At 62.3% G+C, this 14010-nt stretch carries 15 protein-coding genes and 1 pseudogene; 12 read left to right on the forward strand and 4 right to left on the reverse strand.

The window, feature by feature from the left end; all coding sequences use genetic code 11:
• Positions 1-22: 22 nt before the first annotated feature.
• The 3 genes from BLT86_RS19810 to BLT86_RS19820 are packed head-to-tail and all read right to left on the reverse strand — an operon-like array spanning position 23 to position 876.
• Positions 23-484: an inhibitor of vertebrate lysozyme family protein gene (locus BLT86_RS19810; RefSeq protein ID WP_017676338.1), complete on the reverse strand. Its 462-nt coding sequence runs from the start codon at positions 482-484 to the stop codon at positions 23-25.
• Between the two features lie 10 nt (positions 485-494).
• Entirely contained in the window at positions 495-659 is a 165-nt protein-coding gene (locus BLT86_RS19815) for a DUF1328 domain-containing protein (RefSeq protein ID WP_017676339.1), read from the reverse strand.
• 19 nt (positions 660-678) lie between these two features.
• A complete protein-coding gene (locus BLT86_RS19820) occupies positions 679-876 on the reverse strand; it encodes a hypothetical protein (protein WP_017676340.1) in 198 nt (65 codons plus the stop codon).
• Positions 877-1238: 362 nt separating this feature from the next.
• On the opposite strand from BLT86_RS19820, the gene BLT86_RS19825 reads away from it, so the two are divergent.
• The gene (locus BLT86_RS19825) at positions 1239-1643 is read left to right on the forward strand and encodes an acyl-CoA thioesterase (protein WP_017676341.1); all 405 of its coding nucleotides are present in this window, start codon (positions 1239-1241) and stop codon (positions 1641-1643) included.
• Positions 1644-1718: 75 nt separating this feature from the next.
• Here BLT86_RS19825 and BLT86_RS19830 read toward each other — a convergent pair whose 3' ends face one another.
• The gene (locus BLT86_RS19830) at positions 1719-2819 is read right to left on the reverse strand and encodes a TRAP transporter substrate-binding protein (protein ID WP_017676342.1); all 1101 of its coding nucleotides are present in this window, start codon (positions 2817-2819) and stop codon (positions 1719-1721) included.
• A gap of 244 nt (positions 2820-3063) precedes the next feature.
• On the opposite strand from BLT86_RS19830, the gene BLT86_RS19835 reads away from it, so the two are divergent.
• From BLT86_RS19835 to tssG, 11 genes and pseudogenes are all read left to right on the forward strand, one after another.
• Positions 3064-3609 carry a TRAP transporter small permease subunit gene (locus BLT86_RS19835; RefSeq protein WP_017676343.1) on the forward strand — a complete coding sequence of 182 codons (546 nt, stop codon included), beginning with the start codon at positions 3064-3066 and terminating at the stop codon, positions 3607-3609.
• Positions 3602-4978: a TRAP transporter large permease gene (locus BLT86_RS19840; RefSeq protein WP_017676344.1), complete on the forward strand. Its 1377-nt coding sequence runs from the start codon at positions 3602-3604 to the stop codon at positions 4976-4978. The genes BLT86_RS19835 and BLT86_RS19840 overlap by 8 nt, the downstream gene beginning before the upstream one ends.
• A gap of 99 nt (positions 4979-5077) precedes the next feature.
• A complete protein-coding gene (locus BLT86_RS19845) occupies positions 5078-5980 on the forward strand; it encodes a D-hexose-6-phosphate mutarotase (RefSeq protein ID WP_017676345.1) in 903 nt (300 codons plus the stop codon).
• Between the two features lie 434 nt (positions 5981-6414).
• A complete protein-coding gene (gene tssA, locus BLT86_RS19850) occupies positions 6415-7977 on the forward strand; it encodes a type VI secretion system protein TssA (RefSeq protein WP_017676346.1) in 1563 nt (520 codons plus the stop codon).
• 55 nt (positions 7978-8032) lie between these two features.
• On the forward strand, positions 8033-8539 hold the full coding sequence (gene tssB / locus BLT86_RS19855; RefSeq protein WP_017676347.1) for a type VI secretion system contractile sheath small subunit: 507 nt from the start codon (positions 8033-8035) through the stop codon (positions 8537-8539).
• A gap of 25 nt (positions 8540-8564) precedes the next feature.
• Positions 8565-10043: a type VI secretion system contractile sheath large subunit gene (tssC, locus tag BLT86_RS19860; RefSeq protein WP_017676348.1), complete on the forward strand. Its 1479-nt coding sequence runs from the start codon at positions 8565-8567 to the stop codon at positions 10041-10043.
• A 6-nt stretch (positions 10044-10049) separates the two neighbouring features.
• Positions 10050-10475: a type VI secretion system baseplate subunit TssE gene (gene tssE / locus BLT86_RS19865; protein ID WP_017676349.1), complete on the forward strand. Its 426-nt coding sequence runs from the start codon at positions 10050-10052 to the stop codon at positions 10473-10475.
• Positions 10465-10734: pseudogene (locus BLT86_RS19870) on the forward strand (PAAR domain-containing protein); the annotation flags it as partial. The gene tssE and the pseudogene BLT86_RS19870, both read left to right, overlap by 11 nt.
• A gap of 16 nt (positions 10735-10750) precedes the next feature.
• A complete protein-coding gene (locus BLT86_RS19875; RefSeq protein WP_186351327.1) occupies positions 10751-11236 on the forward strand; it encodes a carboxypeptidase-like regulatory domain-containing protein in 486 nt (161 codons plus the stop codon).
• Between the two features lies 1 nt (position 11237).
• Complete coding sequence (tssF, locus tag BLT86_RS19880) at positions 11238-13028, forward strand: type VI secretion system baseplate subunit TssF (protein WP_017676352.1); 1791 nt, start codon at positions 11238-11240, stop codon at positions 13026-13028.
• Positions 12992-13999, forward strand: coding sequence for a type VI secretion system baseplate subunit TssG (tssG, locus tag BLT86_RS19885; RefSeq protein ID WP_026088511.1), 1008 nt, complete (start codon positions 12992-12994; stop codon positions 13997-13999). The genes tssF and tssG overlap by 37 nt, the downstream gene beginning before the upstream one ends.
• Positions 14000-14010 lie beyond the last annotated feature (11 nt).

Raw genomic sequence — 14010 nt, forward strand, 5'->3', positions numbered from 1 at the left:
CCTCGATAAGCGGGCACCATGCCTAGTACCAGTTGGGATCACTGCGCAGCTGTTCCATCAGCATCTGCTGGACCTCCTCGTCCGGGTCGCCCAACCAGCGCAGGCTGGCGTGTTCACTGGGCGCGCGATCCTCGGGCAGGCCGTCGGGTACCTGCACGTACAGCGCGTAGGCTTCGTCGTCTTCCCATTCGAAGGCGACATAGGCGCGCTGGCCGAAACATCTGTGCGCTTCGCAGACCTGGCCGACCAGGTAGCGATCACTATCGGCTTCCACTGCCTGCATGGGGGTAGAAAGGCCGCTGAGATTGATCAGCCAGTCCGGCAGGCGCTCTTCATCCTTTACCAGGTCCTGCCAGGCTTGGCGGTACTCGGTGTTGCTGGTGAGCAACTCGCCTGGATGGAAACTGGTGTCGCGGTCGGCGGCCTGAGCCGCCAGGGCGCCGCCCATCAGCAGGGCGGCGGCAATGGCGTGAATCGACTGCATCTATCTCTCCCTAAAGACGCGGGCGGCGGCCCATGACGAACGAGACGATGAACAGCACCAGGAACACCACGAATAGGATCTTGGCGATACCAGCAGCGGTGCCGGCGATACCACCGAAGCCCAGTACTGCGGCGATGATGGCGATGATCAGGAAAGTGACTGCCCAACTAAGCATGATGTTTCTCCTCGATGGATCAGTGGGTAATGGCCCAGGCAGGCCAGGGGTCTTGCGCGTTGCTCGGGTCCAGAGGCTGGGGCGCAGCGCCCGTGGGCAGCTCCAGCTCGGCGGTATTGCGGCTCGCGCACAGGGTCTGGCCAATCAGTACAACGCTGGCGAGCGTCAGGCTGAGCAGAAGCAGCAAGGTGGCGAGCACCAGAGCAACTATCCACATGGCGATTCTCCTGTTGCGTTGGAGGCGGATGGCGCGCTATCCGTCTCTTCCTTGTTCTGTATTGCAACCGGTGCATGACCGGTCACTCACTGGGAACGTTGCATCACCCGTGCCAGACTTTTTATTTTTATAAAAGCCTTGTAAATCATTGGTTTGCGTTTTTATAAAGTCTTAGGAGGCAGGCATACTGCCCGAACGAGGTTTGCCCGGTCGTGCGTTTTGCCCGACCCCGCATGGGCTGTGACGTTTTACGCCCCGCCAGAGTGGTCGCTCGTCGACTGCACAGTCGGTATACTCGCTGCGCCCGTGTGCCATGCGGGTTCCGCGCCCAGAACAACAACCGCGCCGCGAGTCTCGAACCGATGAACGACTACGAACAGGAAGACCCGATTCCCCAGGGTGACCTCGCCCTGCAGATCACTGCGTTGCCGCGCGAGACCAATGGTTTCGGTGATATCTACGGTGGCTGGCTGGTATCGCAGATGGATCTCGCCGGCACCGCGATGGCGAGCAAGGTCGCAGGTGGCCGCGTGGCGACCGTTGCCATCGATCGCATGGCCTTTCTGGTACCGGTATCGGTGGGCGCCCAGCTCTCGTTCTACACCCAGGCACTGGAGATCGGCCGCAGTTCGATTCAGATGATGGTCGAGGTGTGGAGCGACGATCCGCTGTCCAACGAGTGGCGCAAGGTCACCGAAGCGGTATTCGTGTTCGTCGCCATCGACGGCAGTGGTCGCACTCGTCCGGTCCCGCCGCGACGCGGTTGACGTTCACCCAGCGCAAACGCGAACTGCAGTAACGAAAACGCCGGCTAGAAGCCGGCGTTTTGTTTTGCTGAGCGATCAGCCGCGGATGTTGTAGATATCCTTCTCGTTGCTTTCCGCGTATTCGTACAGGCGCTTGAGGTAGGCCTTCTGGTGTTCCCACACCTTGGTTGCTGCCGGGTCGGCCGCTGCGCTGGCATCGACCACCTCGGCCGCCACTTCCTTCAGGCGGGCCAGGACTTCGTCCGGCAGGCGGCGAACTTCCACGCCGTCGGCCTTGAGTTGCTCCATGGCCTCCATGTTCTTGGCGTTGTAATCGTCGAGCATGTCGCCGTTGACGTCACGAGCAGCAGCGCGAACGATGGCTTGCAGGTCCGGCGGCAGGGTTTCCCAGGCCTTGATGTTGACGTCCAGCTCGAACAGAACGCTCGGCTCCTGCCAGCCCGGGGTGTAGTAGTACTTGGCTGCTTTGTGCAGGCCGAGAGCCAGATCGTTGTATGGGCCGATCCACTCGGTGGCGTCGATGGCGCCAGTCTGCATGGCAGTGAAGATTTCACCGGCGGGCATGTTGACCACGGTGCCGCCCATCTTGGTCAGCACTTCGCCGCCCAGGCCCGGGGTACGCATCTTCAGGCCCTTGAAGTCGTCGACCGAGTTCATTTCCTTGTTGAACCAGCCAGCGGTCTGCACGCCGGTGTTGCCGCAGGCCATCGGCAGCACGCCGAAGGGTTTGTAGACCTCTTCCCACAGCTGCTGACCACCACCGCGGTGCAGCCAGGCGTTCATTTCCTGGGCGTTGGGGCCGAATGGCGAGGCGCAGAAGAACTGCGCAGCCGGGACCTTGCCTTTCCAGTAATACGGTGCGCCGTGACCCATCTCGGCGGTACCACGGGAGACTGCATCGAACACTTCCAGTGCCGGTACCAGTTCACCTGCTGCGTACACCTTGACCTTCAGGCGGCCGTTACTCATTTCCTCGACCAGCTTGGCGAAGCGCTCGGCCCCCACGCCGACGCCCGGAAAGTTCTTCGGCCAGGAGGTGACCATCTTCCAGTTGAAGGTTTGGGAACTCGAACCCTCTTGGGGTGCTGCGGCGCTCTTGGCATCTTCTTTACAGCCAGCCAGTGCGGTTGCTGCAAGGCCTACGCCCGCTGCGGCGAGTATGTCGCGACGTTTCATGCAATGCTCCTTCTTGTTGTATTGGTCTTACCACGGGATCGCCGAAGGTAGACCGGGCGTGAATAACATAGGGGGTCGTGACCTACAAGCCTAGCTAATACGACTAAAGTTGTACGGGCATTGCTGCATTACCAGTAGCCTGCCTAGAATCGCCGGCCTGCGGCTCACAAGGACGCGGGCGGCGTGACGTGCAGCCAACCGGCTTGCTGTCCTGTCTCCTACTCATAACGATAAAGGACTCACTATGTCCGACAAGCCTTCATTTCCCCTAGCTCTTGCATATCTGATCGATGCGCTCAACAGCTGGTTCGGCAAGGCCTGCGCCTGGCTGACGGTATTCTTGGTGATCGGTACCACCATCGTCGTGGTACTGCGTTACGGTTTCGGTATCGGCGCGACAGCCCTGCAGGAGGCGGTGCTTTACGCTCACGCACTGGTGTTCATGGGCGCAGCGTCCTGGGTGCTGCAGCGCAACGGTCACGTGCGCGTGGATATCTTCTACCAGAAGTTCAGCGGCCGCCGTCAGGCGCTGGTGGAGATTTTCGGTAACCTGCTGTTCCTGCTGCCGGTCGCGCTGTTTCTCGGTTGGGCCAGCTGGGACTACGTCAGCAATGCCTGGTCGACCTTCGAAGCCTCCAGCGAGTCTGGCGGGCTGAAATTCGTCTACCTGCAGAAAAGCATCATCCTGGTACTGGTCATCAGCCTGGTACTGCAAGGTATTTCCAATCTGATCAAGGCGCTCTACGTCTTCAGCGGTCGCCTGCCGGCTCCGGAGGTGAAACATGGCTGAGTTGATGGCGATTCTGCTGTTCGTCAGTATTTGCGTGGCCTTGATGGCCGGCTTCCCGGTGGCGTTCACCCTGGCCGGCGTTTCCCTGCTGTTCGCCGCTATCGGCGTCGTCACGGGCACCTTCGACCCCGGTTACCTCAGCGCCCTGCCGAACCGTCTGTTCGGCATCATGAACAACCAGACCATGCTCGCCGTGCCGCTGTTCGTGTTCATGGGGGTGATGCTGGAACGTTCACGGGTGGCCGAGGACTTGCTCGAGTCCATGTCGCGCCTGTTCGGCACCCTGCGTGGCGGCCTGGCGATTTCCGTGTGCGTGGTCGGCGCTCTGCTGGCTGCTTCTACCGGTATCGTCGGTGCCACCGTGGTGACCATGGGCCTGCTGGCACTGCCGACCATGCTGCGCCGCGGTTACGACCCGGCCATTTCCACCGGGACACTGGCTGCTACCGGCACCTTGGGGCAGATCATTCCACCCTCGATCGTGCTGGTGCTGCTGGGTGACGTGATGTCCAGCGCCTATCAGCAGGCACAGTTGAAGATGGGCATCTTCTCGCCGAAGACCGTATCGGTCGGCGACCTGTTCGTCGGCGCGCTGATTCCTGGGCTGCTGCTGGTTGGCCTGTACATCGTCTACATCATCGCAGTCGCCATCCTCCAGCCGAAGAAACTGCCGGCGCTGCCGCAGGAGGAACTGGGTCCGATCGAGTGGGGCAAGCTGGGCAAGGCGCTGATTCCGCCGCTGATCCTGATCGGCGCGGTGCTGGGCTCGATCCTCGCCGGTTATGCCACGCCGACCGAGGCTGCTGCATTGGGTGCCGTGGGCGCCATGTTGCTGGCTTTCAGCAAGGGCAAGCTGAACTTTGGCCAGCTCAAGGAAGTGGCCTACGGCACCACCGAAATCAGTGCCATGGTCTTCATGATCCTGATCGGTGCTTCGCTGTTCTCGCTGGTGTTCCGTGGCTTCGGCGGTGAGGCATTGATCGAGGACGTGTTCGCCCAGTTGCCAGGCGGCGTGCTGGGTGCGTTCTTCCTGGTGATGCTGGTGATCTTCCTGCTCGGCTTCATTCTCGACTTCATCGAGATCACCTTCGTGGTGGTACCGATCGTCGGGCCGGTGCTGCTGGCCATGGGCCTCGATCCGATCTGGCTCGGCGTGATGATCGCACTGAACCTGCAGACGTCCTTCCTCACTCCGCCATTCGGCTTCGCGCTGTTCTATCTGCGTGGCGTGACGCCGGCGAGCATTCCCACCAGCACCATCTACAAGGGTGTCGTGCCGTTCATCCTGATCCAGATTCTGCTGCTGGTAATCGCCTACATCTTCCCCGGGCTGATCACCTGGCTGCCGGAGCAGGTCTACGGCAAATAAGTATCGCTGGCTGGTTTGGCAAAACGCCCGTCCTTGTGATGGGCGTTTTGCTTTTTGCGTTGTCACACTATCTGTCATCTATCTCAGCGAGAGGTCGTCATGAGCACCGCCCAAGTCGAACGCGTGGAACTGGATCAACTGGTCTGCTGGCGCATTCGTGCCGCCGACAGCGAATTGCTGGTGGCCCAGCAGGGTGCGCAGATTCTCAGTTACCAGCAGGGCGAGCAGCCGCCGCTGATCTGGCTAAGCCCGGATGCGGCCTACCAACGTGGCCAAAGCGTGCGTGGTGGTGTGCCGGTGTGCTGGCCCTGGTTCGGTGACCTGCGGCGCAATCCGCAGGCCGTGCAGGCGCACTACCATCAGGAGCAGGCGCCGGCCCACGGCCTGGTGCGAGCGCTGGACTGGGAGCTGCTGGGCATCGACGAGGAGGACGACACTGTCACTCTGCGCTTTGCCTATGACACGCGTAATCAGCCGCTGGACGGCTGGCCCAGGGACGTCGGCCTGACCTTCGTCGTGCGTCTGGCGCAGGATCTCAGCATGAGCCTGGAAACCCACAATCGCGGTGACACGCCCCTGACCCTGAGCCAGGCGCTGCACAGCTACTTCGCCGTCAGCGACGTGCGCCAGGTCAGCGTCGAGGGGCTGCAGGCCTGTCGTTACCTCGACACCCTGTTGGACTGGCAGGAGCTGCGTCAGCAGGACGAACTGGGATTCAGCGCCGAGACGGATCGCATCTACCTCGATACCCCCGCGCGGCTGAGTATCGTCGACCCCGGCTGGGGGCGGCGCATCCATCTGGATGCCCGTGGTTCACGTTCGGCCGTGCTGTGGAATCCGTGGGTCGACAAGGCCAAGCGCCTCTCGCAATTTCCCGACGACGCCTGGCAGAACATGCTCTGCATCGAGACGGCCAATGTGCTTGAGGATGTCCTGCAACTGAAAGCCGACGAGCGGCATCGTCTGGAGCTGCGCCTGTCCAGCGAGCCTCTGCTGAACTGACAGGCGCTGAGCTGGCTGGCTGTCCTGGCATAAAGCCAGCTCTCTGGACAGTGGCTGGCATCACAAAAAATAATATCAATGCGCCAGTAAGTGTGATGCGCCACTAATTTGCTAGTAAGTAATTTCTTACAACTATCCAAGGGCTTATCTGAAACGCAAAACATCGATAACAACTTGTCCTAAGTGCGAGACAAATAGTCGGCTCTAGCGTTCCGGTAATAATTTGAAAGATGTCGACGAATGTTAGGTGTTTCACACTTTGGGCGGTTGCTCACCTCGGGTCATGGGGCTAGGATGCCCGACCTATAAGGATCTTGCGCAATTTGTTGCACAAACAACTGCGCAAAAAGTTGCGCACTGCGATGTTTTCTCTAAGCCATAGCGGCGATATGAGATTTCGCGGAAGTTGCCCACTTTAATAGTCGAGTCATGGAATGACGTACTCCAGCAAGCTCACCGCTCATTATCTCAATCTGGCCAAATCCCCTATTAATGAAGGGAACTTCGCCGGTGAAGACGTGCGTTATTCCAGCGAATACGAAATGCTGGAAACCGAGCTGGGCAAGGCCTCGTCGCTGCATGAAACCGGCGCTATCGACTGGCAGAAGGTACGCGAGGGCAGCGAGAACCTGCTGACCACCCAGTCCAAGGATTTGCGGGCCGCCACCTGGCTGACCTGGGGCCTTTTCCAGCGCGAATCCTTCGCCGGCCTGCAGGCCGGTCTGAACCTGCTGCACTACCTTTGCGAGCACCATTGGCACGAGTTGCACCCGCGCAAGGCGCGTACCCGCACTGCCGCCATCAACTGGCTGTTGCCGCGCCTGGAGCAGGCGCTGGCCGAACACGTGCCGATCAGCGAACAGCTGCCGCTGTTTCGCCGCCTGGCCGAACACCTGCACGGTCTGGAAGCCGCCCTGTCGAGCCACCTCGGCGAGGACTCGCCGCTGCTGCTGCCGCTGTGCCGCCGCCTCGACGAGCAGATCAAGCGCGCCAGCCAGGGCCAGGCCGAGCCGGGCACAGTCGGCGCTGCCATCGCCCAGGTCAAGCAAGTCGCTACCCAGATCATCACCGGCAGCGGCCCCATCGAAAGCGAGAAGGATGCGCACAAGGCCCTGCGCAGCCAGCAGGATGCCGCTCGCCCGCTGTGCGCCTGGTGGCTGAAGAACAAGGCCACCGACCTCAAGCCGCTGCGCCTGGCGCGCACCCTGCTGTGGCTGCCCATCGAGTCGCTGCCCGAGCGTAACGCCGAACAGATCACCGCCCTGCGCGGCCTGCCAGCCGACAAGCTGGCGTCCTACAAGGAGCGCTTCGCCCAGGGCGCCTATGCCGATTTGCTCGCTGACCTCGAAGCCAGCATCGCCCGTGCGCCGTTCTGGCTCGACGGCCAGCGCTTGGTCTGGGAATGCCTGCAGGAGCTCAAGGCCGAACAGGCCATGCGCGAGGTGGAAATCCAGTTCGCCCTGTTCCTGCAGCGTGTTCCCGGTCTGGACGAGCTGCGTTTTCACGACGGCGTGCCCTTCGCCGACGCCGAAACCCGTGCCTGGATCGGCGCCCACGTGCTGCCGCACCTGCAGGCGCCGGAAGTGGAGAAGAAGCCAGTTGCCAGCGAGCAGGGTGCCACACCGCCCTGGGAGGAAGCCCTGCAGCAGGTGCTACCCGGGCTGCGCAAGGACGGCCTGAAAGCCGCCGTGCAACAGCTCAAGCAAGGCATGTCGCGTGCCCGTGGCGGCCGCGAGCGTTTCTTCTGGCAACTGACCCTGGCCCGCCTGTGCTTCGCCGCGAAGAAGTACGACCTGGCCAAGACCCAACTCGAATCGCTCGACCAGACGCTGCAAGCCTCCGGTCTCGGCGAGTGGGAACCCGATCTCGCCCTGGATGTGCTGCGTTTGCTGCACAACTGCTGCGAGCTCCTGCCGCAGAACCATGCAGTGCGCGACAGCAAGGACGAGATCTATCGCAGGTTGTGCCACCTCGACCTCGAGGTGGTGCTGGAGTAAGGCGCCAACACGCCCAATCAAGGCCTCCGGGCCATCAACGCAAAGGAGAACACCCATGGCCAAAGAAGGCTCGGTAGCCCCCAAGGAACGCATCAACGTCACTTTCAAACCCGCCACCGGCGGTGCCCAGGAAGAAATCGAACTGCCCCTGAAACTCATGGTGCTCGGCGATTTCACCCAGCGTGCCGACGATCGCAAGATCGAAGACCGCAAGCCCATCAGCATCGACAAGAACAGCTTCGACGAAGTGCTGGCCAAGCAGGAACTGAACCTGACCTTCGCCGTACCGAATCGTCTGCAGGACGAGCAGGAAGGCGACGAGCTGGCCGTACAGCTGAAGATCAACTCCATGAAGGACTTCAACCCGGCCAACCTGGTCGACCAGGTGCCGGAACTGAAGAAACTGATGGAGCTGCGCGACGCTCTGGTCGCCCTGAAGGGCCCGCTGGGCAACGCCCCGGCCTTCCGCAAAGCCATCGAGAGCGTGCTCTCTGACGACGACTCGCGCGACCGCGTGCTCGGCGAACTGGGCCTGGCCGCCCAAGGCAAGCTCGATTCCTGATTCTCACTGACAAGGACGCATATTCATGAGCACGACTAGCGCAGCAGTAGAAGGTGGCCGTAGCGCCGCCGACCTCGGCATCCTCGACCGCATCATCGCGGAAACCAAGCTGACTCCGGACGACGAAGCCTACGACATCGCCAAGCGTGGCGTGTCGGCCTTCATCGAAGAGCTGCTCAAGCCGCAGAACGAAAACGAGCCGGTGAAGAAGGCCATGGTCGACCGCATGATCGCGGAGATCGACGCCAAGCTCAGCCGGCAGATGGACGAAATCCTCCACCACGAGCAGTTCCAGGCCCTGGAATCCTCCTGGCGCGGCCTCAAGCTGCTGGTGGATCGCACCAACTTCCGCGAGAACATCAAGCTGGAGATCCTCAACGCCTCCAAGCAGGATCTGCTCGATGACTTCGAAGACAGCCCGGAAATCGTTCAGTCCGGCCTGTACAAGCACATCTACACCGCCGAGTACGGCCAGTTCGGTGGCCAGCCGGTCGGCGCCCTGATCGCCAACTACTTCTTCGATCCGAGCGCTCCTGACGTCAAGACCCTGCAGTACGTCGCCTCGGTGGCCTGCATGTCCCACGCCCCGTTCATCGCCGCCGCCGGCCCGAAATTCTTCGGCCTGGAGACCTTCACCGGCCTGCCGGATCTGAAGGATCTGAAAGACCACTTCGAAGGCCCGCAATTCACCAAGTGGCAGAGCTTCCGCGAGCAGGAAGATGCCCGCTACGTCGGCCTGACCGTACCGCGCTTCCTGCTGCGCAACCCGTACGACCCGGAAGACAACCCGGTGAAGACCTTCGTCTACAAGGAAAACGTGGCCAACAGCCACGAGCACTACCTGTGGGGCAACACCGCCTATGCCTTCGCCAGCCGGCTGACCGACAGCTTCGCCAAGTTCCGCTGGTGCCCGAACATCATCGGCCCGCAGAGCGGTGGCGCGGTGGAAGACCTGCCGCTGCACCACTTCGAAAGCATGGGCGAGATCGAGACCAAGATCCCCACCGAGGTGCTGGTCTCCGACCGCCGCGAATACGAGCTGGCCGAAGAAGGCTTCATCGCCCTGACCATGCGCAAGGGCAGCGACAATGCCGCGTTCTTCTCCGCCAACTCGGCGCAAAAGCCGAAGTTCTTCGGCATCAGCGAAGAAGGCAAGAACGCCGAGCTGAACTACAAGCTGGGCACCCAGCTGCCGTACATGTTCATCGTCAACCGCCTGGCTCACTACCTGAAAGTGCTGCAGCGCGAGCAGATCGGTGCCTGGAAAGAGCGTACCGACCTCGAGCTGGAACTCAACAAGTGGATTCGCCAGTACGTCGCCGACCAGGAGAACCCAAGCTCCGAAGTGCGTAGCCGTCGTCCGCTGCGTGCCGCCCAGGTCATCGTCAGCGATGTCGAAGGCGAGCCGGGCTGGTACCGCGTCAGCCTGAACGTACGCCCGCACTTCAAGTACATGGGTGCCGACTTCACCTTGTCGCTGGTCGGCAAGCTGGACAAGGAGTAAGCACGCATGGCCTACGGCAGCCTGTTCGAGCGCCTCGGTGGCGAGGTCGGCCAACGTGCCGGCTGGAGCCGCGAGGTCGCCGCCATGGCCTCGGTGGCTGCCCATCTGGCCAAGATGCTCAGCACCCGTGCGGGCAGCGTGCAGACGCTGCCCGACTACGGGTTGCCCGATTTGAACGATATGCGTCTGTCGCTGCACGACTCGCTGCAGCAGGCGCGTATCGCCATCGAACGCTTCATCGAAGCGTACGAACCACGACTGACCCAGGTGCGGGTGATTTCCCTGCCGCGTACCCATGACCCTTTGCGTCAGGCCTTCGCCATCGACGCGATGCTGGAAATGGACGGCATCAGGCGTCAGGTCAGTTTCTCCGCGAGCCTGGATGGCAGCGGTCAGGTCAACGTCAACCCAGGAGCGTCACATGTCCGGTAAACCCGCCGCCCGCCTGAGCGATCCCACTGCCTGCCCGATTCCCGGCCACGGCACCAACCCGATCGCCGCCGGCTCACCCGACGTGCTGTTCGACAGCCTGCCCGCTGCGCGCATGGGCGATGCCTCCGCCTGCGGCGGCACTATGTCCGGCGCGGTGATTCCTACCGTGCTGATCAACGGCAAGCCGGCGGCGGTGGTGGGTAGCGTGGGCAGTCATGGCAATACCGTGGTGGCTGGCTCCGGCACCGTGTTGATTGGCGGTTGAGTCGCTCGTGATGAATCGTCATCTGCGTTCTCGGGTTCGATGGAGCTATCTGCTGGCAGTGCTTGCGCTGCAGGGGTGCGTGTTGGCCCCGCATGCGGCGCCGATCAACCCGGCTATCGATGGGCGTCTAGTTTCCGCAGAGAACGGTCAGCCGGTGCGTGGTGCGGCGCTCATTCTTGAGGTCGCCAGCGACACCTCGCACAGCTATCAGGTGCGCAGCGACAGTCAGGGTCGATTCGCCTTTGGCGCCCACGAGGATTGGCGGCTCTTCGCTGTGCTGGCAGATGCGCCGCTGTGCATCGTTGTCATGACGGTCGAAGCGCAAGGGTTCCAGCCACGGCATTGCGTCTGGACGTCCCGTAATGGTTGCCCGACCCAGAGCCCGCCGATAGGCGACCTGGAATTGATCCCCGCGCAGTGGAATGACCACCGCGCCGACGCTTTGCTGGCCAACGCCGGCGATTGTGTCGACCCAGCCACATGGACGAGCCGCTGAGATGTCTTTCAACCACTACTACCAAAGCGAACTCACTGCCCTGCGCCAACTGGGCAAGCGTTTCGCCGAGCGCAGCCCGGCGTTGGCGCCGTTCCTCGGCCAGGCGGGGCGCGACCCGGACGTCGAGCGTCTGCTCGAAGGCTTTGCCTTCCTCACCGGGCGCCTGCGGCAGAAGCTCGACGACGAGCTGCCGGAGCTGACTCACTCGCTGATGCATCTGCTGTGGCCGAACTACATGCGCCCGCTGCCGGCCTTCAGCATGCTGCAGTTCGACCCGTTAACCCGCCCCGGTCCGGCGCTGCCGGTTGGTCGTGGCACGCCGGTAGAAGCCAAGGCCATCGAGGGCGTCACCTGCCGCTTTCGCACCTGCTTCCCCACCGAAGTGCTGCCGCTGGCGTTGAACGGCCTGGATTACTCGGTCAAGGGTGACGGCGCGCTGCTCAGCCTGCGTCTGGGCATGAGCGCCGACGGTCATATCGGCGAGATCGGCCTGAACAAGCTGCGTCTGCACCTGGCCGGCGAGCGTTATATCGGTCAGATGCTCTACCTGGCGCTGCTGCGCAATCTCGGCGGCATCCAGCTGGTGCTGCTCGATGCTGCTGGCAAACCGATGCAGGATGCCTTCGGCCAGACCCTCGGCACGCTGCAGCTCAAGCCTGAGAAGGTGCAGCCGGTGGGCTTCGCCGAAGACGAGGCGTTGATCCCCTACCCGCTGAATACCTTCCGCGGCTACCGCTATCTGCAGGAATACTTCGCCTTCCAGGAGAAGTTCCTCTTCGTCGACCTGCTCGGCCTGGAGGCCATTCAAAGCTTGCCCGAGGATCTGCTCAAGCAGGCGCGCGGCCTGGAGCTGCGTTTCGATATCCACAAGGCGGGCGTGCAGCGTATCCGTCCGACCCTGGAAAACGTGCGCCTGTACTGCACGCCGGTGGTCAACCTGTTCCAGCATGACGCCATCCCGATCCGCCTCGATGGCAAGCAGGATCAGTACCTGCTGCTGCCGGCCGAGTTCGATTCGCAGCATTGCGGTGTGTTTTCGGTGGACCGCGTCACCGGCTGGAAGCCGGGCGGCATGGGCTACGAGGAGTACGTGCCGTTCGAGTCGTTCGAACATGACCCCAGCTTCGACGTGCCGGTGGCGCGCCCGCACTACAGCGTGCGCCAGCAACCCTCGATGCTCGGCGACGGCCTGGAAACCTGGCTCAGCTTCGGCCTGCGCAACCTCGACCAGCACGAGACACTGTCCATCGAGCTGACCTGCACCAACCAGAACCTGCCGCGTCAACTGCGCCTGGGCGATATCTGCCTGCCCAGCGAGGACACCCCGGACTTCCTCAGCTTCCGCAATATCAGCGCCGTTACACCCAGTTATGCGCCGCCGCTGCACCGCGACTTCCTGTGGAAGCTGATTTCCAACATGTCGCTGAACTACCTGTCGCTGGCCAACGTCGAGGCGCTCAAGGTGATCCTCGAAACCTACGACCTGCCGCGTTACTACGACCAGCACGCCGAGCGCGTCAGCAAGCGCCTGCTCGGGGGCCTCAAGAACATTGGCCATCGCCACGTCGACCGCCTGCACCGCGGCCTGCCGGTGCGCGGCGTACGCACTGAACTGACCATGAACCCGGAAGGGTATCTGGGTGAGGGCGACCTGTTCCTCTTCGCCTCGGTACTCAATGAATTTTTCGCCCTCTACGCCAGCCTCAACAGCTACCACGAGCTGCACGTACAGAGCACACAGGGAGAGTTGTACAAATGGACGCCACGTATGGGGCAGCAGCCCCTGCTCTAACTCGATTGAGCAAAGGCATCCGCGAGTACAGCCTGTTCCAGGCCGTACAGCTGGTGCTGGAGCGCTTGGGTGCTGCGCATCCGCATCTGGATGAGGAGCGCCTTTACGAATACCTGGAGTTCCAGGCCAATCCGAGCCTGGGTTTCCCCGGCAGCGATATCGATCGCGTGCAGTTCTTCGAGGAGCACGGCGAGCTGCGCGCGCGCATGCGCGTCAACTTGGTCGGCCTGTTCGGCGGCGGTTCACCATTACCGGCCTTCTACAGCGAGCAGGCTCTGGGCGACAGCGAGGACGGCAACCCGACCCGCGACTTCCTCGACCTGTTCAACAATCGTCTGCAGCGCCTGTTGCTGCCGATCTGGCAGAAGTACCGCTACCGCGCCAGCTTCCAGAGCGGGGCGATGGACGCCTTCTCTGCGCACCTGTTCGCCCTGATCGGCCTGGGCAGCGAGCAGATCCGCCAGGCCCAGGAGCTGAACTGGAAGCGCCTGCTGCCCTACCTCGGCCTGCTCAGCCTGCGCGCCCATTCGGCGGCGCTGATCGAGTCGGTGCTGCGTTACTACTTCAAGCACGCCGAACTGTTCATCGAGCAGTGCCTGGAGCGCCAGGTGGTGGTGCTGGAAGAGCAGCGCAACCGCCTCGGCCGTGCCAACAGTCTGCTCGGCGAAGACACCGTGCTCGGCGAGCGCGTACGCGACCGCGGTGGCAAGTTCCGCATCCACGTGCGCCAGCTGGGCTGGACGCGCTTTCACGAGTTCCTGCCGATCGGCACGGGTTACCAACCGCTCTGTGCGCTGGTGCGCTTCACCCTGCGCGATCCGCTGGACTACGACATCCGCCTGGAGCTGCGTCAGGACGAAATCCGCGACCTGCGCATCGGCGAAGGCAACCCCTGCCTGCTGGGCTGGACCACCTGGCTCGGCCGTGAGAACGCCGACGGTCTGGTCACCCTCGGTAGCAAGATTCATTAAGGACAGATGAA

Source organism: Pseudomonas sihuiensis, from assembly GCF_900106015.1.
Lineage (GTDB): Bacteria > Pseudomonadota > Gammaproteobacteria > Pseudomonadales > Pseudomonadaceae > Aquipseudomonas > Aquipseudomonas sihuiensis.